The sequence below is a fragment of the Burkholderia arboris genome (genome assembly GCF_038723655.1).
GTDB classification, from domain to species: domain Bacteria; phylum Pseudomonadota; class Gammaproteobacteria; order Burkholderiales; family Burkholderiaceae; genus Burkholderia; species Burkholderia arboris.
This window is the reverse complement of sequence record NZ_CP109822.1, coordinates 2868915-2886665: the sequence shown is the minus strand read 5'-3', so window position 1 is coordinate 2886665 and position 17751 is coordinate 2868915. Positions and strand designations below refer to the sequence as shown.

The 17751-nt window shown below is 66.7% G+C and carries 19 protein-coding genes; 7 read left to right on the top strand and 12 right to left on the bottom strand.

Features of this window, described 5'->3' with window-relative positions; genetic code table 11:
* Positions 1-77 precede the first annotated feature (77 nt).
* The 6 genes from OHZ10_RS30390 to lysA form a co-directional block, all read right to left on the bottom strand.
* On the bottom strand, positions 78-422 hold the full coding sequence (locus OHZ10_RS30390) for a DUF3088 domain-containing protein (RefSeq protein WP_174994430.1): 345 nt from the start codon (positions 420-422) through the stop codon (positions 78-80).
* 76 nt (positions 423-498) lie between these two features.
* Complete coding sequence (gene metC / locus OHZ10_RS30385) at positions 499-1680, bottom strand: cystathionine beta-lyase (protein ID WP_059239693.1); 1182 nt, start codon at positions 1678-1680, stop codon at positions 499-501.
* Positions 1681-1730: 50 nt separating this feature from the next.
* Positions 1731-2456 carry an amino acid ABC transporter ATP-binding protein gene (locus OHZ10_RS30380; protein ID WP_342706005.1) on the bottom strand — a complete coding sequence of 242 codons (726 nt, stop codon included), beginning with the start codon at positions 2454-2456 and terminating at the stop codon, positions 1731-1733.
* A 43-nt stretch (positions 2457-2499) separates the two neighbouring features.
* Positions 2500-3159, bottom strand: a complete 660-nt coding sequence (locus OHZ10_RS30375) for an amino acid ABC transporter permease (protein WP_059239696.1) — start codon at positions 3157-3159, stop codon at positions 2500-2502.
* A gap of 67 nt (positions 3160-3226) precedes the next feature.
* Positions 3227-4027, bottom strand: a complete 801-nt coding sequence (locus tag OHZ10_RS30370) for a transporter substrate-binding domain-containing protein (protein ID WP_256086106.1) — start codon at positions 4025-4027, stop codon at positions 3227-3229.
* A gap of 581 nt (positions 4028-4608) precedes the next feature.
* Positions 4609-5847: a diaminopimelate decarboxylase gene (gene lysA / locus OHZ10_RS30365; RefSeq protein ID WP_174994428.1), complete on the bottom strand. Its 1239-nt coding sequence runs from the start codon at positions 5845-5847 to the stop codon at positions 4609-4611.
* 109 nt (positions 5848-5956) lie between these two features.
* Here lysA and OHZ10_RS30360 point away from each other — a divergent pair, with 109 nt between their 5' ends.
* Positions 5957-6871 carry a LysR family transcriptional regulator gene (locus OHZ10_RS30360; protein WP_059239703.1) on the top strand — a complete coding sequence of 305 codons (915 nt, stop codon included), beginning with the start codon at positions 5957-5959 and terminating at the stop codon, positions 6869-6871.
* A 56-nt stretch (positions 6872-6927) separates the two neighbouring features.
* On the top strand, positions 6928-7527 hold the full coding sequence (locus OHZ10_RS30355) for a GNAT family N-acetyltransferase (protein WP_256086107.1): 600 nt from the start codon (positions 6928-6930) through the stop codon (positions 7525-7527).
* Between the two features lie 92 nt (positions 7528-7619).
* Here OHZ10_RS30355 and OHZ10_RS30350 read toward each other — a convergent pair whose 3' ends face one another.
* The 3 genes from OHZ10_RS30350 to OHZ10_RS30340 all read right to left on the bottom strand — a co-directional run bounded on the left by OHZ10_RS30350 (position 7620) and on the right by OHZ10_RS30340 (position 10050).
* Positions 7620-8198, bottom strand: a complete 579-nt coding sequence (locus tag OHZ10_RS30350; RefSeq protein ID WP_059239707.1) for a DUF4142 domain-containing protein — start codon at positions 8196-8198, stop codon at positions 7620-7622.
* A gap of 380 nt (positions 8199-8578) precedes the next feature.
* Positions 8579-9202 (bottom strand): HAD hydrolase-like protein, encoded by a 624-nt coding sequence (locus OHZ10_RS30345; protein WP_059239710.1) that lies wholly within the window; start codon positions 9200-9202, stop codon positions 8579-8581.
* Between the two features lie 17 nt (positions 9203-9219).
* Positions 9220-10050 carry a substrate-binding domain-containing protein gene (locus OHZ10_RS30340; RefSeq protein ID WP_342705249.1) on the bottom strand — a complete coding sequence of 277 codons (831 nt, stop codon included), beginning with the start codon at positions 10048-10050 and terminating at the stop codon, positions 9220-9222.
* 187 nt (positions 10051-10237) lie between these two features.
* On the opposite strand from OHZ10_RS30340, the gene OHZ10_RS30335 reads away from it, so the two are divergent.
* The 3 genes from OHZ10_RS30335 to OHZ10_RS30325 all read left to right on the top strand — a co-directional run bounded on the left by OHZ10_RS30335 (position 10238) and on the right by OHZ10_RS30325 (position 11553).
* Positions 10238-10639 carry a DUF4087 domain-containing protein gene (locus OHZ10_RS30335; RefSeq protein WP_342705248.1) on the top strand — a complete coding sequence of 134 codons (402 nt, stop codon included), beginning with the start codon at positions 10238-10240 and terminating at the stop codon, positions 10637-10639.
* A 194-nt stretch (positions 10640-10833) separates the two neighbouring features.
* On the top strand, positions 10834-11277 hold the full coding sequence (locus OHZ10_RS30330) for a GNAT family N-acetyltransferase (protein WP_256086109.1): 444 nt from the start codon (positions 10834-10836) through the stop codon (positions 11275-11277).
* Positions 11278-11334: 57 nt separating this feature from the next.
* Positions 11335-11553, top strand: a complete 219-nt coding sequence (locus OHZ10_RS30325) for a DUF1653 domain-containing protein (RefSeq protein WP_006480837.1) — start codon at positions 11335-11337, stop codon at positions 11551-11553.
* Between the two features lie 55 nt (positions 11554-11608).
* Here the strand turns inward: OHZ10_RS30325 and OHZ10_RS30320 are convergent, their stop codons facing one another.
* The 3 genes from OHZ10_RS30320 to OHZ10_RS30310 form a co-directional block, all read right to left on the bottom strand.
* Positions 11609-12820 carry a winged helix-turn-helix domain-containing protein gene (locus tag OHZ10_RS30320; protein WP_174994424.1) on the bottom strand — a complete coding sequence of 404 codons (1212 nt, stop codon included), beginning with the start codon at positions 12818-12820 and terminating at the stop codon, positions 11609-11611.
* 377 nt (positions 12821-13197) lie between these two features.
* Complete coding sequence (locus OHZ10_RS30315; RefSeq protein WP_059239718.1) at positions 13198-14586, bottom strand: MFS transporter; 1389 nt, start codon at positions 14584-14586, stop codon at positions 13198-13200.
* A gap of 205 nt (positions 14587-14791) precedes the next feature.
* Positions 14792-15073 carry a darcynin family protein gene (locus OHZ10_RS30310; RefSeq protein WP_342705247.1) on the bottom strand — a complete coding sequence of 94 codons (282 nt, stop codon included), beginning with the start codon at positions 15071-15073 and terminating at the stop codon, positions 14792-14794.
* 116 nt (positions 15074-15189) lie between these two features.
* Here OHZ10_RS30310 and OHZ10_RS30305 point away from each other — a divergent pair, with 116 nt between their 5' ends.
* Both OHZ10_RS30305 and treA read left to right on the top strand, forming a co-directional pair.
* Complete coding sequence (locus tag OHZ10_RS30305) at positions 15190-15810, top strand: TetR/AcrR family transcriptional regulator (RefSeq protein ID WP_059239722.1); 621 nt, start codon at positions 15190-15192, stop codon at positions 15808-15810.
* A gap of 136 nt (positions 15811-15946) precedes the next feature.
* Positions 15947-17665, top strand: a complete 1719-nt coding sequence (gene treA, locus OHZ10_RS30300) for an alpha,alpha-trehalase TreA (protein WP_340624730.1) — start codon at positions 15947-15949, stop codon at positions 17663-17665.
* Positions 17666-17751: the final 86 nt, after the last annotated feature.

The window sequence follows — 17751 nt, the reverse complement described above, 5'->3', positions numbered from 1 at the left end:
CGGCGACGGGGCGTAGAGCGGGCCGCGCATCGCGCGCCCCGTTCCGTGCGGCCGGGCGGCCGCACGCGCCGGTGTGCTTATGCGACGTGCGCCACGCCGTACTGTGCCGACAGGTATCGCCGGATATCGGCGGGCGAATCGATGAAGCGCCGGCCGTTGTGCTCGCGAATCGCGAGGGTGTCGTCGCTCGGTGCCTGTCCGTCGCCGAGCACGAGCACGGGCGCCGACTGGTTGTCCGCGCCGATCAGCGTGACGATCGGCTGGCGCGGACGCGGTGCGTCGATGTATTCGACGTCAATGGCGTCGCGCAACTGCGGATAGAAACTCAGCAGCCCTTCGACGGAAACCGAATCGCCGCAGTAGAACGGACCTTCGGAGTCCTTGAAGAAGCCCGGGCGAAGAATGAACAGCGTGTCTTTCATGATGGTCTCGCTATGACAGAGGGAAAAACGCCGAAGAAAACCTGATGCGGGGGGGGATGCGTGACGTCGCCGGATGTCACGCTTCCGCGAGTGCGGCGGCGCGCATTCTCGCGAAGCCGGCGGCGAGGTCGGCAATCATGTCGTCTGGATGCTCGAGCCCTGCATGAATCCGCAACAGCGGGCCGGCTGCCTCCCATTGGGTGGCGGTACGGTGGCGTGACGGATTGGACGGGACGATCAGGCTTTCGAAGCCGCCCCAGCTATACCCCATGCCGAAGCAGGTCATGCCGTCGAGCAGCGCGCGCACGGCTTCGTCGGCCTGCGGATGCAGCACTACACCGAACAACCCGCACGCGCCCGTGAAATCGCGCTGCCACAGCGCGTGGCCCGCGTCGCCGGGGCGCGCCGGATAGAGGATCCGCGCGACTTCCGGCTGCTGCGAGAGCCAGTCGGTCAGCACGTGTGCGTTGCGCTGGTGCCGCTCGAGCCGGACCGACAGCGTACGCAGGCCGCGCAGCGCGAGATACGCGTCGTCACCGCTGACGGTCATTCCGAGTTGCCGGTAGAAGCGCGTGACTTTCGGCGCGAGCGCCTCGGTCGTCAGGATCGCCCCCATCAACACGTCGGAGTGCCCGGCGATGTATTTGGTCGCGGCGTGAATCGACACGTCGACACCGTGCGAGAACGAGCGGAAGTTCAGCGGCGTGCCCCAGGTGTTGTCGAGCAGCACGACTGCGCCGTGCTCGTGCGCGGCGCGACTGATGGCCGGAATATCCTGCACTTCGAAAGTCAGCGAGCCCGGCGATTCGGCGAACACCGCGCGCGTGTTCGGTCGCATCAGCGACGCGATGTTCGCGCCGATAGCCGGATCGTAGTAAGTCGTCTCGATGCCGAGGCGCGCCAGCGTTTCGTCGCAGAACGACCGGGTCGGGTCGTACACGGAATCGGCCATCAGCAGATGGTCGCCCGGATTCAGCACAGCAAGCAGTGCAGTCGTGATCGCACTGAGGCCGCTTGGCGTCAGCAGCGCGGCGTGTGCGCCCTCGAGCCGCGCGAGCGCTTTCTCTAGCGCGCGCGTGGTCGGGCTGCCATGACGCCCGTACGCGAGCGGCGTGCCGCGTACGGCGTCGAGCGCGTCGGTGCCGTGAAAGAGCAACGTCGACTGGCGATAGACGGGCGGGTTTACCGGCGAACCGGGCTGGCCGTGTGCGCGGCCTTCATGGGCGAGAACGGTATCGGTCGAATGCAGGGGGTTCAAGATATCTCCTTGGGGTGTCGATCAATCGAAACGGGGCAGCTGTCGCGCGGTCAATGCAGGATCTTGTCGAGGAAGTCGCGCGCGCGTTCGGAGCGCGGTGACGCGAAGAACCGGTCGCTGGCCGCATCCTCGACCACCGCGCCCTGGTCCATGAAGATCACGCGATGCGCAACCTTCCGTGCGAAGCCCATTTCATGCGTCACGCAGACCATCGTCATGCCTTCGCGCGCGAGCTCGACCATCACGTCGAGCACTTCGTTGATCATCTCGGGATCGAGCGCGGAGGTCGGTTCGTCGAACAGCATCGCGACCGGGTTCATCGACAGCGCGCGCGCGATCGCGACGCGCTGCTGCTGCCCGCCGGACAACTGCCCCGGATACTTGTGCGCGTGTGCCTTCAGGCCGACACGATCGAGCAGCTTCATGCCGTTTTCGACGGCCTCGTCCTTGCGGCGGCCGAGCACCTTGATCTGCGCCAGCGTCAGGTTGTCGGTGATCGACAGGTGCGGAAACAGCTCGAAATGCTGGAACACCATGCCGACGCGGGCGCGCAACTGCGCAAGCTTCGTGGCGGGATCGCCGAGCCGCGTGCCGTCGACGGTGATGCTGCCTTTCTGGAACGGTTCGAGGCCATTGATCGTCTTGATCAGCGTCGATTTGCCCGAGCCCGACGGCCCGCACACGACGACCACTTCGCCCTTCGAGACTGCGGCGCTGCATGCCGACAGCACCTGGTGCTTGCCATACCATTTCGATACGTTGTCGAGCGTAATCATGTTCTGTCCGTCGATGGAGTTCATGTGAGTGCCGGATACGCGTTCAATGCGTGGACGGCAGCGCGAGGCGCGTCTCGACGCGACCCTGAAGCCGCGTGAGCAACGTGCTGAGGACCCAGTAGATCGCGGCGGCAGCGAGATAGAGCGGCAGCGGCTGGAACGTCGCGGCGATCACTTCCTGCGTCGAGCGCAGCAATTCGGTGACGGTGATCACGGAGACCAGCGACGTGTCCTTGATCAGGCTGATCAGCGTGTTGCCGAGGCTCGGCACCGCGAGGCGCAGCGCTTGCGGGCAGACGATGTAGCGCAGCGTCTGCACGTGCGTGAGACCGAGACTGTGTGCGGCGGCCCATTGCCCGCGCCCGATGCCGAGAATCGCACCGCGCATGCTTTCGGACAGGTAGGCGCCCGCATTGAGCGTCAGCGTGAAGATGCCGGCCGTCGTGGGGTCGAGGGTGATGCCGAGATCGGGCAGTCCGTAGTAGACGACGAACATCTGCACGAGCAGCGGCGTGCCGCGCATCAGGCTGACGTAGCCTTGCGCGAGGCTGGCGGCAAGCCGGTTGCTGCCGATGCGCATGATCGCGATCACGAGCCCGACGACGAGGCCCAGCGCCATCGACGCGACGGCGAACTTCAGCGTGAGCATGGCGCCCTTGACCATCACGGGCAGCGTATGAATGACCAGTTGGAGTGCTTCCATTGCGTGTCTCCTGATTGTGTGCCGGACGGCCCGCGCGTTCGTGCGCACGGGCGCGGGGCGGGCTGCGTTATTGCGTCACCGGCTTGGTCGTGTCCGTGCCGAACCACTGCATCGAGATCTTCTTCAGCGTGCCGTCCTGCTGCAGCGATGCCACTGCGTCGTCGATCGCCTTCGCGAATTTCGGATTGCCCTTGCGGAACGGGATGCCCATCCGGTCCTCGCCGCCCGCGAGCACGGAACCCGGGCGCAGCGGCAGGTGGGAGTTCTTGATCAGGTAGTTGAGCATCAGGCGATCGTTGACCGCCGCATCGAGCCGGCCGGCGGCGAGGTCGCGCAGGTTTTCCGGCGTACCGGGGTAGACCTGCAGGTCGATCGCGGGCACGGTCTTGACCAGGTCGACGTAGTTGCTGCCCATCGTCACGCCGACCTTCTTGCCTTTCAGCTCGTCGAGCGACTTGAATGCGCGCGCATCGTTTTGCCGTTGCAACAGTTGCGCGGACGAATACACGTACGGCGCGCTGAAGTCGAGCGCCTGCTGGCGCGACGGCGTGATTGCGACCTGGTTGACGATCACGTCGAACTTGCCGGCCTGCAGGCCCGCAAGAATCCCGCTCCATTCGGTCGTCACGAACTGCGGCTTCACGCCGAGGCGGGTGGCAACCGCCTTCGCGACGTCGACGTCGAAGCCTTCGAGCTGACCGTCGGCATTGCGGTAGTCGAACGGCGGGTAGGTGCCTTCCAGTGCGATCTTCAGCACGCCGGCCTGCTTGACGGTGTCGAGCAGGTCGGCTGCGTGCGACGTCGCGGCCGCGATGCAGAGGAGGGCGGCCGCGATGCCTTGCTTGAACGTCGGGGTGAAGTGCTTCATGGTTGTCTCCGGGGTTGTTGTCGAAAATTCAGGGTGTGCAACGCCGCGGCGACGGGCAGCGTCGCCGTGGGCGGGAAGTCGGTGAAGCCGTGAGGCGCGGCGAGTGTCGTGGCTCGCCGCGCGCGATGCCGTGCGTTACGGCATGCGTTCGGGCGCGATGAAGGACCGGTGCGCGTGCGGAGCGGAGCGGCCGGCGCGCGAGCCGTGGCGAAGGCCGGCGTGCGCGGCGAAGCGTTCAAGCGTGCGATTCATGATTGCCCGTACAGCATTGCGAGTGTGGTGGACCGGATGCATCGCAGATGCGTATCCGGCGACAGGAATGCGGTGCGACTGAGGGCAATCTTAGTTTTGTCAAAAGGGAATGTGTTTCCAAAGATGCGTGCACTTTTCACGCGACGTGGAATGTTTTTCTCTGCGTGCGAGAGGTGGCGCATGCGATCTGCTGCGGTTGCGCGTGATGGGAGGGAGGCGGTGCTACGGCACGCGCCGGCGGTTGCTCCGGGCTGCGATCCAGAAGCAAAACGGCCAGGCTGCCGGTAGTGGCAAGCCTGGCCGTTGGCCTTCGTCGCGAAGGATGCGTGTTACTCGAACGTCTCGAGCGCAAGCAGTTCTTCAATGGTCTGCCGGCGGCGGATCAACCGCGGCGCGCCATGATCGACGAGCACTTCCGGCGCGAGCGGCCGGCTGTTGTAGTTCGAGGACATCGATGCGCCGTATGCGCCCGCGTCGTGCAGGAACAGCAGGTCGCCGATCTGCGGTTGCGGGAGCTTGCGGTGCGTGACCACGCCGCCCGCGTCCTGCGTGAACACGTCGCCCGATTCGCACAGCGGCCCCGCGATCGCGAGATCGACGGCCGGCCGGCCGGCGGGCAGCGCGCCATCGTGCGCATGCACGGATACCGCGTGGTAGCTGCCGTACATCGACGGGCGCATCAGGTCGTTGAAGCCCGCGTCGATCAGCACGAAATCATGCTTCGGCCGGCGGTTCACGGCCTGCACCTCGGTGACGAGCGTGCCGGCTTCCGCGACGAGGAAGCGGCCCGGTTCGATCTCGATGCGCACCGGGTGGCCGAGGTGACGTTCGATCCGCTTGCGCGCGGCGTCCCACTGGCTGAAATAGTGACCGACGTCGACACGCGGCTCGCCGTCGCGATACGGGATCGACAGTCCGCCGCCGGCCGAAATCGCGTCGATGTCATGGCCGAGCGACGTGACGAGATCGACCATTGCATCGCAGACCTGCGACAGGTGGCCGTAGTCGACGCCCGAGCCGATGTGCATGTGGATGCCGACGAGCTTCAGCCCGTACTGGCGCACGATCTCGATCGCGCGCGGCACGTCGTCGATCCAGATGCCGTGCTTGCTTTGCGGGCCGCCGGTGTTGGTCTTGTTGCTGTGGCCGTGGCCGAAGCCGGGGTTGACGCGCAGCCACACGCGGTGGCCCGGCGCGTGCTCGCCGATGCGCGCGAGCATGTCGAGCGAACCGGCGTTGACGGTCACGCCATGCTTCAGCACCGCCGCGAGCGTCGGGCGGTCGATCAGGTCGGCCGTGAACACGACGCCTTCCGGCTCGCCGGCCGGGCTGAAGCCCGCTGCGAGGCTGCGCTCGATTTCGCCGAGCGACACGGCGTCGACGCACGCGCCTGCTTCGCGCATCAGCTTCAGGATATGGATGTTCGAGTTCGCCTTCTGCGCATAGCGGATCACGTCGAACTGGCGCAGTTGGGCGATGCGGTCGCGGATGACGTCGGCGTCGTACACCCACAGCGGGGTGCCGTATTGCTGCGCGAGCGTCGCGAGCTGGCGGGAATCGAGGGACATGGCGGATGAATCGGATCGAAAGAACGGATAGCGTGGATGATGCACCTGATCGCCTATACAGTAAAATGCCTGTTTATCCAAACACGATTCATTTCTGATATAGAAGATCATGCTGACGCACCGTCATATCGAAGTGTTTCGCGCGCTGATGGTCACCGGCAGCACGACGCGCGCGGCCGAGATGCTGTACACGTCGCAGCCGACGGTCAGCCGCGAGCTCGCGCGGATGGAGCAGGTCGTCGGCTTCGCGCTGTTCGAGCGCACGCACGGCCGGCTGCGGCCGACGATGGCCGCGCTGACGCTGTTCGACGACGTGCGGCTCGCGTATGTGGGGCTCGAACGCGTGGCGGCAACGGCCGCGCGCCTGCGCGAGTTTCGCGACGGCCAGCTGTCGGTGATCGCGCTGCCGGCGTTCTCGCACGCGATCCTGCCCGGCGCGTGCCGGCGTTTTCACGAGGCCCATGCGGGCGTCAGCGTGTCGGTCGCGACCCAGGAATCGCCGGTGCTCGAAGAATGGCTGACCGCGCAGCGTTACGACCTCGGGCTGACCGAGCATGACGTCGCGCCGGCCGGCACCGTGCTCACGCCGCTGCTCGAAGTGGATGAGGTGTGCGTGCTGCCCGACGGCCATCCGCTGCTCGCGCAGGACGCGATCGATCTGCTGGATCTCGCCGATCGCCCGTTCGTGAGCCTGTCGCTGAACGATCCGTACCGCATCCTGATCGACGAGGCATTCGCACAACTCGGCGTCGCGCCGCGCTCGGTGGTCGACACGCCGTCGGCCGTGTCGGTGTGTGCGTTCGTGCGGCAGGGGCTCGGCGCCGCGATCGTCAATCCGCTGACCGCGCTCGATTTCGTCGGGCGCGACCTGCACGTGCGGCCGCTCACGCGGTCGTTTCCGTACCGGGTCAGCGTGATCGTGCCCGAGCACCGGCCGAAGAGCCTGCTCGTCGATGCGTTCGCCGATGCGCTGCGCGGCGAAGCGAAGGCGATCCGGCGCAGGCTTGCCGCACACCTCGGCTAGCGGCACCGTATGATGGGCGTTTTGCCGCCATCGTCCTCACTTTCCGGAATCTCGTCATGACCGCCGCATCGTCTGCCCTCGAACCACCGACCCTCACCGGCGAACGCGTCGTCCTGCGGCCGCTCGACCGATCCGACCGGCAGGCGCTGCTGGACGCTGCGGCCGACGGCGAGTTGTGGAACCTCAAGGTCACGGTCGTGCCGGGTGCGGAGACGGTCGACGCGTATATCGATACGGCATTGCAGGGGCGCGCGGCCGGCACCGTGATGCCGTTCGTGATCGTCGATCGCGCATCGGGCCGCGTGATCGGCAGCACGCGCTTCTGGAAGGTCGACCGCAAGAACCGCAAGCTCGAGATCGGCCATACGTGGCTGAGCGAATCGGCGCAGCGCACGCGCGCGAATACCGAAGCGAAGCGGTTGCTGCTGGCCTATGCGTTCGACACGCTGCAGTGCGTGCGCGTGCAGTTCACGACGGACGAACTGAACGAGAAATCGCGTGCGGCGATCCTGCGGCTCGGGGCAAAACAGGAAGGCATCGTGCGTCACGAGCGGATCATGCCCGACGGCCGCAAGCGCAATTCGGTGCGCTTCAGCATCATCGACGACGAATGGCCGGAGGTGCGTGCGCGACTTGAGGCGAAGCTCGCGACGTAACGTGTGACGTGCATCGCGCTACCGGCAGGGGAGGCGGCAGCGCGACGACGGGGAAGCGGTGCGCCGCGCACGGAGCGCGGCGCTGCATCGCGTTACTGTGCCGATGCGAGGTGGTGACGTTGCGCGAGCTTCTGCGCGTCTGCGTAGTGCGCCTGCAGGATCGGCAGCGACTGGCGAGCGACTTCCTTCAGCTTCGTGTCGCGGCCCGACGCGATTTCGGCCTGGAATGCCGAGATCGCCTTCTGCTGGCCGGCGAGTGCGACCTGCTCGATATACGCCTTGTCGAACTCGGCGCCGCGCAGGTTCTTGATGCTGCCGAGCACGGCCGTGTCCGGGTCGTTGGCCGGCACGTCGACGCCGCGCGGGCTTGCCGCGCGCATCGCCTGGATGATCTTTTCATCGTCGGTCGACACGCGTTGCGCGAACGCCTTGACCTGGCTGTCCGACGTGCGCGCATCGGCGATGCGTGCGGCGTCGTGCTGCGTCGACACGGTCTTCGTGCCGTCCGTGATGAAGGCCTGGTCGGCTTCGTGGATGCGCGTCGCGGCTGCGGCGGGCGCAGCAGGCGTGGCCGGTGCCGGTTGTGCGGTTTGCGCGGTCGCCGTCACGGCGACGAGAAGCAGGCCAGCGGCAGACAATGCAAGGCGCGAGATTTGGGGAAAGCGGTTCATGAGACCTCCTTTCGATCGGGGCTCTGGTTGAAAAACGGATCGTGTGATCCGTCGCTGTGCGAGAGACCGGGCGCGCCCGGGCCGGATTCGACCGCCGCTCTGCCGCGGCGCCGGTCGAAGTGTTTCCCGGCCCGACTGATTCTAGGAGAGCGGTCGGGTAGCAGGTGCAACCGTGCTGTGGCTTGTGTAACCGATGGTAAGACGAATCGATGCGCTCACCCGCGGGCAGGTATTGCGTACCTGATGTGCACGCAATGGCGGCAATTTTTGCGCGCGTGGGGCGCATGCAATGCATGCGATGTGCGCACGTGCCGTCTGCATTGGAGGTGTCGTGCACGTCGAGCGACGTGTCGGGGCATGCCTGCGACGCGCGAGAGGCGTCACACGCGATCGAGCAGTGCGTCGAGGCGCGGCAGCAACGGCGTTGCGCAATGTGCCTGCAATGCTTCGGGCGCGGTGTAGCCCCACGCGACGCCCTGGAACGCGATGTGTGCGCGCCGCGCGGCCTCGGCATCGCGGATTTCGTCGCCGACATACAGCACGTCGTCGGCGCGCATGCCGGCCTCGCGAACCAGCGCGCGCAGACGACGTGCCTTGCCGAACAGCGGAATGCCGCAGGCGAAATGATCGACGCGGCGGCAAGCGCGCGTGCCGAGCCGGTCGCGCACGATGTCTTCGGTATTCGACGTGGCGATCGCGATGCGGATGCCGCGCATCGCGAGCGCGTCGAACGTTTCATCGACGCCGGGGAACAGCATCACTTGCGCGACGCGCGGCTGCATCAGCCGGCGCATGTCGATCGTTACGCGCGGCACCTTCCACATCGGCACGTCGAGCGCGCGGATGATGTCGCGCGCCGACATCCCGCGCAGCGCGGGACGCAGTTCGGGGGTGGCGTCGCGAAAGCCGTGCAGGCGCGACGCTTCCGACAGCGCCGCGAGAAAGCTGTCGAGCGAATCGGCGAGCGTGCCGTCGAAGTCGAATGCGATGAGGCGGTAGGGCATGAAGCGATGTGGCAGGTTCATTGGGCGGGTGACATTGTCACCGAATCGAGACCCGTTGCCCGCACCGTCGCTTGCGCCTGCGGCGAAGCGAGATAGTCGAGCAGCTTCTTCGCATCCTCCGGATGATCGGCGCCGACCGGAATGCCGCCGGCGAAACGCGTGACCGACTGCACGGATTCAGGCACCTTGCCCGCATACGTGACGCCCGGCACCGGCAGCAGTTCGCTGACCTGCTGGAAGCCGATTTCATAGTCGCCGGTCGCAACGACGGACGCAACCGGGATACGCGGCACCTTCTTCGCCTTCGGCTTCACCTGCTCCTCGACGCCGAGCTTCCGGAACATTTCCTTCTCGACGTAGACGCCGCTCGCGCTGTCCGAATACGCGACCGATTTCGCGTGCAGCAGCACGTCCTTCAGCTGGTCGACGGTGCCGATGTCGGGCTTCGGCGCGCCGGCGCGCACGACCATGCCGATCCGCGAATCGGCAAGCTCGACGCGTGACGCGGGAATCACCTTGCCTTCCTCGATCAGCTGGTCGAGCGCATAGCCGACCATGATCAGCACGTCGGCCTTCTCGCCGCGCGCGAGGCGGTTCGGGATCGCTTCCTTCGACTGGCCCATCGACGGGCCGGAGATCGTGTCGAGCGTGTCGCCGGATGAAGCGGTGAAACCGGGGCCCAGTTGCTTGTACGCGGCCGTGAAGCCGCCGGAGATCATCACGCGCAACTCGGCTGCATCGGCCGGCAAGGTGGCGGACGCGAGCGCGGCGGCGGCGAGCCAGAGCGCGGCGCGGCGCGCGGGGGAATGGCGGGGGGCAGCGGCGATGAGTGCGGCTTGGGCGCGCATGGGCGTGTCTCCTTCCAGTCTGTCTTTGTCGGGGTGCGCGGTCGCGAATGATCGGCACGGGCTACATGATCTACCGAAATGCGTGCGGGTGCCGCGCGGCGTGCGCATGTTGCCGGCTGGCGCGCGACGCAGGAAGGAAAGCCCGGTATGCTGTCCGGCGTCCGCGATGGCGGTTTCCCGATGCTTCTTGCTGCCTGAATTCGATCACATGACAATCGCTCGTGCCCGTTGTGCGATGTGGGCGCTTGGCGTGGCCCTCGCGTTGACCGCCGCTACGGAAGTGGCCGCGGCTCCGGTAAAACGCTGCGGATGGCTCGAGAATCCGACGCCGGCCAACTGGTGGCTGGTCGACAAGGACGGCAGCTGGACATTGTCGACCATGGGCAACGAGCCGGTGCCGGGCCTCGATGAGATGCCCGACATGTCGAAGCACGGCTGGGTCGTCACCAATGCGGGGATGCACGGCTATGGCTGCGCATGCCTCGATCTGGAGATCGATCCGCGTACGCGCGAGGTGACAAGGATCGCGGCAGCGAAGCCGCTTCCGCTGAAGCGTTGCAAGGCCGACAAGACGTTGCCGGCGCCGTAACGAGGGGAGAGGGAGGCCGCGCTACTCGCCGTGATAGCGACAAGAAACGATGCCGATCTGATGGTCATCGGCGTCGTGGCCCCGGCGGTTCGTGCCGGCGTTCAGCCGCAGCGGATGGGTGGCGTCCCTTGTCCCCCGCACCACAGCGCGGTATCGTCGAAGCTTCGCCTTCCACCCCCGACCGGAGAACAGCCGTGCCCGCAGCCGCCCCCGCCATGCTGAGATTTTCCACCGACAAGCGCGAACTCGACATCGACGCGATCTACGACTTCCTGCATCGCGACGCATACTGGTCGCAGGGCATTCCGCGCGACGTGGTCGAGAAGGCGATCGAGGGTTCACTGTGCTTCGGCGCGTACGTCGGCGACCGGCTCGTCGGGTTCGCGCGGCTCGTCACCGATCACGCGACGTTCGCATACCTGTGCGACGTGTTCGTGCTGCCGGCCGAACGCGGCAACGGCTACGGGCGCGCGCTGATCGACCATGTATTCGCGCAGGACATGGTGCAGCGGCTGCGTCGCATCATGCTCGTGACGACCGACGCGCACGAGCTGTACCGGCCGGTCGGCTTCGGGCCGTCCGCGAACCCCGAGCGGCTGATGGAGATCCGCCGCCCCGACATCTACGCGAAACGCTGACGCGCGGCGCAGCGCATACAATACGCGCTTTCCGTTTTTGCCGAAGAGAAGCACACCATGACCGAACAGGAAGCCGAACAGCTCGCGACGCATCGTCACTACAAGGGCGGGCTGTACCGCTACATCGGCGTTGCCCGCCATTCCGAAACCGAGGAATCGGTGGTCGTGTACGAGCATCTGTGGCCGCATGCGCGCGGGCTGTGGGTGCGGCCGGAAGCGATGTTCAACGGCAACCTCGAAGACGGCACGCCGCGCTTCCGCAAGCTGCGCGACTGATCGGCTCCCGGCAGCGTGCGCTGCCGGGAGGGCCGGCTGCGCGAACGCTCCCCCGTTACGCGCCGGCCAGCGCCTGCATCAACTCGGGTGGCGCATGCTTGACCGTCACCGCCGGCGTGCCGTGCCACGCCGCGAGTTTCTTCACGGCCTTCGCGACGTCGGCCGCGAGCCCCGTGCCGAAGCGCACGCCCGGCTCGACATGCACCGCTTTCAGTTCGAACGTGCCCAGCGTGCGATGCGCTTTCGCATCGACGCGGCCGACCAGCCGGCCGCGATGCAGCACGGGCAGGCAGAAATAGCCGTAGCGCCGCTTGGGTTCGGGCGTATAGCACTCGATCGTGTAGTCGAAACCGAACAGCGTCGATGCGCGCCGCCGGTCCCAGACGACCGGATCGAACGGTGACAGCAGCGTCGTGACCGTCGAGCGCAGCGTGTCGGCCTCGGCGGCCGGCAGCAACGCTTCGAGCGAGCGGTGCACGTAGGCCGGTTCCTGCCAGTCGTCGATCTGCACCGGGATCAGGTCGCCCGCGTCCGCGAGCCGCTCCAGCTCCACGCGGTACGAACGGCGCGGCAGCCGGTAGTAGTCGGCCACCCAGTCCGCGCGCACGACGCCGAGCGCGCGGCATGTGTAGTCGAGCAACGCCGGCAGGACGGCATCGCGCGGCGGCAGGTCACGCGTGTCGTCCCAGCCAGGCAGCACGCGCTCGCGCACGTCGTACACGCGCTGGAAATTGCGGCGTTCCGATACCATCAGGTCGCCCGTCGTGAACAGTACCTCCAGGTGCTGTTTCTCGGGCTTGCGATCCCACCAGCCGTTGCCCTTCGCGCCATCCTCGCGCACGAAGTCGGCCGACCGCACCGGGCCCCCTTCGCGAATCCGCGCGAGCAGCCGCTCGATGTCGGGACGATTCTGCTCGTGCCATTCGGCCGCGTATTTCCAGCCCATCCCCGACGGATCGAGCATCTTGTAGCGCATCAGCCCGAATTGCTCGACCGGCAGGAAACACGCTTCGTGCGACCAGTATTCGAACAGGCGCGCCTCGGCGAGGTGTTCGTCGAGCCACTGCGGCGAGTAGTCGCCAAGGCGGCTGAACAGCACGAGATACGGGCTGCGGGCGACGACATGGATGGTGTCGATCTGCAACTGCGCCATCCGGCGGATCGTGTCGAGCACGTCGGGCTTGGTCGCCTTGCGGCGGGGCGGTGTCAGCAGGCCCTGCGCGGCGAGATGCAGCGCGCGGGCGGCGGCGGGCGAGAGCGTAAGCATCGGAAGGGCGGTCGAGGGTGACGATCGGGGACCACTTTAGCGCGAAAGCGGCGCGCGCGTGCGACGCGCCGCTGCAACGCGTCTGACAATGGTTGACAGATGCGTTTCGCAAGTTTCCCTATAGTGCAGTTCATGGCGCGACGACACGTGCGCGCAACGATTCCGCTTCCGACGCACATATGTCCATGGCACGCAGGAAGCGAATCCGGGATTCTCAACCCCCATCGGGAATCCAGGAGCCCTGAGCGGACATCCATGCGGCTGTGCACCGGCCCCGAGTGGATGTCCGCTGATTTTTTTGTATTTCCGGTTTTTCACCCGTCGCCGCGCGGCGGGTCATGCGATGGCGGCGGAAACGATTCCGCCGCATCGGCCATTCATTGCCGCTTGCCGCGTGCGACTTCGTCGCCGGCACCGGGCGGCAGCCGCCGCGTGATCGGAATCGACGCGAACGAGCACAGCCCGACCACGAGGAACGCGGGCCAGAAATCCGACCACACCATCGCCTGGTGGCCCTGCAGCCAGTGAGACACATGCAGCACGAGGCCGGCCACCGTCACGCCGAGGCCGAGCGACATCTGCTGCACGACGCTGCCGAGGCTCGTCGCGCGGCCGGCGTCGCGCGGCGAGATGTCCGCGTAGATCATCGAGTTCAGGCTCGTGAACTGCAGCGCGGGGAAGATGCCGCCGACGAGCACGATCAGCCAGATCGCCCAGGTCGGCATGCCGGGATGGAACACGCCGTACGCAGCGATCGCGAGCCCCGCGAATGCCGCGTTGTAGATCAGCACCGTACGAAAGCCGAAGCGGCGCAGCGTATACGTGGCCGTCGACCGGCTCATCGCGCCGCCCAGCGCGGACGCGCACGTGATGAGCCCCGAGTGGAACGCGCTCATCCCGAGCCCTTCCTGCAGCGCGAGCGGCAGCAGGAACGGCACCGCGCCGAGGCCGATGCGGAACAGCGACCCGCCGACGACGCTCGCGTGATACGTCGGGATCTTCAGGAAACTGAGGTCGAGCACCGGGCGCTCCTTGCGGCGCGCATACGGCACGTAGAGCGCGAGCATCGCGGTACCGGCCACGCACATGAAGATCGCATTCGAGCGCGACGTGAGCGAGCCGTCGATCAGCGTGAGCCCCATCAGCAGCAGCGCGGCGCCGCTCGCCGACAGCAGGAAGCCGAACCAGTCGAGCGGGCCGGGATCGGGCTCGTGCGTGTTCGCGATGTGCTTGCTCGCGAGATAGATCCCGTAGATGCCGATCGGTACGTTGATGAAGAAGATCATCCGCCAGTGCAGGTAGGTCGTGATGAAGCCGCCGACGAGCGGCCCGACCGTAGGCCCGAACAGCGCGGGAATCGCGAGGTAGTTCATCGCGCGCACAAGATCGGAGCGCGGCACCGCGCGGAAGATGATGATGCGGCCCACCGGCACCATCATTGCGCCGCCGACACCCTGGATGAAGCGCGCGAACGTGAGCACGCCGAGCGAGTTGGACGCCGCGCACATCAGCGAGCCGACGACGAAGATGCCGATCGCGGTGCGGAACACGGCACGCGCGCTGAAGCGGTCGGCGAGCCATCCGCAGATCGGGATGAATACGCCGAGCCCGACCACGTAGGCCGTGATCGCGATGTTCAGTGTGACGGGGTTGTGCCCGAAGTCCCTCGCCATCGCAGGCAGTGCGGTGACGATGATGTTCGCGTCGACGCTTTCCATGAACAACGCACAGGCAACGATGAGCGGTGCTAGAAAGACGGGCGACATGGGCTGGGCGCGCGGTAAAGACGTCATTATGCCCACAATGTGACCGTTGAGTCACGCATGACAACAGATGTTTCGCATGTTGCAACAGTCGTCTTTTCTGGCGAGCGTGCAGAAAGAACGACTGCGCACGCGCGGTACGTGCACCGGGCATGCGTGCCGCATGTACTCAGCTGGTGGACAGCGCGGCCTCGTCGTGATTGGACGCCTATGCGTTCTCGATGCCCGGCAGAATCCCGGCGCTGTCGAAGCAGCGATCGCGGAACGGCGCGTCGCGCAGCGCCTCGACGACGCGTTCGTATGTGTGGCGATCCCGTGCGTCCCACACCCGCACGTCGGTCACGCGCACCGAGTGGAGCGCGGTGTCGTAGAAGCGCAGCGACACGCGTTCGCTGCACGTCTGCCGAATCGGCTCGACGTGTTCGCGCCGCAGCCGGAAGCGTTCGGGCACGGGACAGCCGAGCCGTTCGGGGCGGGTCTTCGCGAGCATGCACACGGTGAGCGGCGTCGAAGTGTTGGCTGAGTCATGTCGATTCCTTTTGACGGAGCGGACGTGCGTTTCTAGAATATGAGCGTTCGCTCATATTGGAAACTCGCATTCCCGCCATGTCCGAATCGTCTTCCCGCATTCCGCTTTCGCCCCGCAAGGCGCCGCGCCAGCGCCGTTCGGTGGCGACCGTCGATGCGATCGTCGAGGCCGCCGCTCGCATTCTGGAGCGCGACGGCTTCGACGGTTACACGACGAACGCGGTCGCGGCGCTGGCCGGCGTGAGCATCGGCTCGCTCTATCAATACTTCCCGAATCGCGATGCGCTGACGGCCGCGCTCGTCGAGCGCGAGAGTGCGCATCTGCTCGACGACGTCGACCGGGCTGCCGCGCTGTCGTCCTGCGACGACGTGCTGCGCATGCTGGTGCGCGGGGCCGTCGCGCACCAGATGCGCCGGCCCGTGCTCGCGCGGCTGATCGATTTCGAGGAAGCGCGGCTGCCGCTCGGTGCGCGCGCCGCACGCGTCGTGGACCGTATCCACGCGACGCTGCTGCATGCGCTCGGGCGGCGCGATGCGCCGCGCGTCGCGGCGCCCGACGTCGTCGCGCACGATCTGCTCGCGATCGTGAAAGGCATCGTCGACGCGGCGGGCGCGCGCGGCGAGACCGATGCGGAGGCGCTCGAAGCGCGTGCGTGGCGGGCCGTGCGCGGTTATCTGCGCGAATCGAAACTTGCTTGATGCGCACGTTTCGTGCGACAGTCGGACCCATTCGCACCACAACATGACGCGTATCGATCGAGGGCCATCGAGACGAACGCGCGCGCGAACGAGACCTCGTGCCGATCCACTCACCATCGAAAGGAGGGGACACGTCATGACGTCACGTCGTGCCGCACCGATTGCATCTCGCTTCTCATCCCGTCTGTCGCCGCGTCTGGCACCGCCCGCGCCGCGTCTGCGCTGGGCTGCCGCGCTGGCTGTCGCCTATCTTGCCGTCGCAGGCTGCGCCGCGCAGGCCGACAACGCGAACCAGGCCGCCGTGCAAGCGGCCAGCCAGTCCCCGGCCGCCCCCGCGGCGACGGCTCCCGCGTCAGGCACGCTGCCGCCGCCGAGCCAGCTCTACGGCGACCTGTTCGTCGCGGTGCAGACCGCGCAGATCTACCCGGACCAGAAGACCTTCGTCGACGCGACGCCCGATGCCGATCCCGCGACGATCATGCAGTTGTATCAGCAACAGAAATCGCAGCCGGGCTTCTCGCTGAAGACCTTCGTCGGGCAGCACTTCACGCCGCCCCCGGAAAGCGGCGTGACGCCGCCGCCGAACCAGACGCTGCGCCAGCACATCGACTGGCTGTGGCCGCAGCTCACGCGCACGAACACCACGGCGCCCCCATACGGTTCGCTGATTCCGATGCCGAAACCGTACGTCGTGCCGGGCGGGCGTTTTCGCGAAGGCTACTACTGGGATACCTATTTCACGATGCTCGGGCTGCAGGTGTCGGGCCGCGAGGATCTCGTCGACGACATGCTCGACAACTTCGCATATCTGATCGATACGATCGGGCACATCCCGAACGGCAACCGCACGTACTACGCGAGCCGCTCGCAGCCGCCGTTCTTCGCGTACATGGTCACGCTCGCCGCGCAGGCCGAAGGCGACAAGGTCTACCAGAAATACCTGCCGGAACTGCGCAAGGAGCATGCGTACTGGATGCAGGGCGAAACCACGACGCCGCGCGGGCAGGCCGCGCGCCACGTGGTCGCGATGCCGGACGGCGCGGTGTTGAACCGCTACTGGGATGCGAGCGACACGCCGCGCGACGAGTCGTATCTCGAGGACGTGACGACCGCGAAATCCGTGCCGTCCCGTCCGGCGAACGAGGTGTACCGCGACCTGCGCGCGGGTGCCGAAAGCGGCTGGGACTACAGCTCGCGCTGGTTCGGCGACGGCAAGACGCTCGCGACGATCCGCACGACGTCGATCGTGCCGGTCGACCTGAACAGCCTGATGTTCCATCTCGAGACGACGATCGTGAAGGGCTGCGTGGTCACGCGCGACGTGGCATGCGTGGCCGATTTCTCCGGGCGCGCGGCGCGGCGTGCGGCTGCGATCAACCGTTATCTGTGGAACCGTCACGGCTATTACGGCGACTATGACTGGCAGTTGCGCAAGCCGCGCGACGGCGTGACGGCGGCCACGCTGTATCCGCTGTTCGCGGGCGTCGCGTGGCCCGAGCGCGCGAAGGCGACCGCGCGCGAAGTGCGCAAGACGCTGTTGCAACCGGGCGGCCTTGCGACGACGACCGAGAACACGGGTCAGCAGTGGGATGCGCCGAACGGCTGGGCGCCGCTCCAGTGGATCGCGATCGACGGGCTGCGCCGCTACGGCGACCCGGCGCTCGCGAAGGACATCGGCACGCGCTTCCTGTCGGACGTGAAGCACGTGTATGCGACCGAAGGCAAGCTCGTCGAGAAGTACGTGGTCGAAGGCGCCGGTACGGGCGGCGGCGGGGGCGGCGAATATCCGCTGCAGGACGGCTTCGGCTGGACCAACGGCGTCACGCTGAAACTGCTCGGGCTGTACGGCGAGTGATACGCGGCGCGGGGCCACGCGTTCGTCCGTTTCACAAGCACACGGGCCGGCCGGTCGCGCAAGCGGCCGACCGGCCCGCGTCTTGA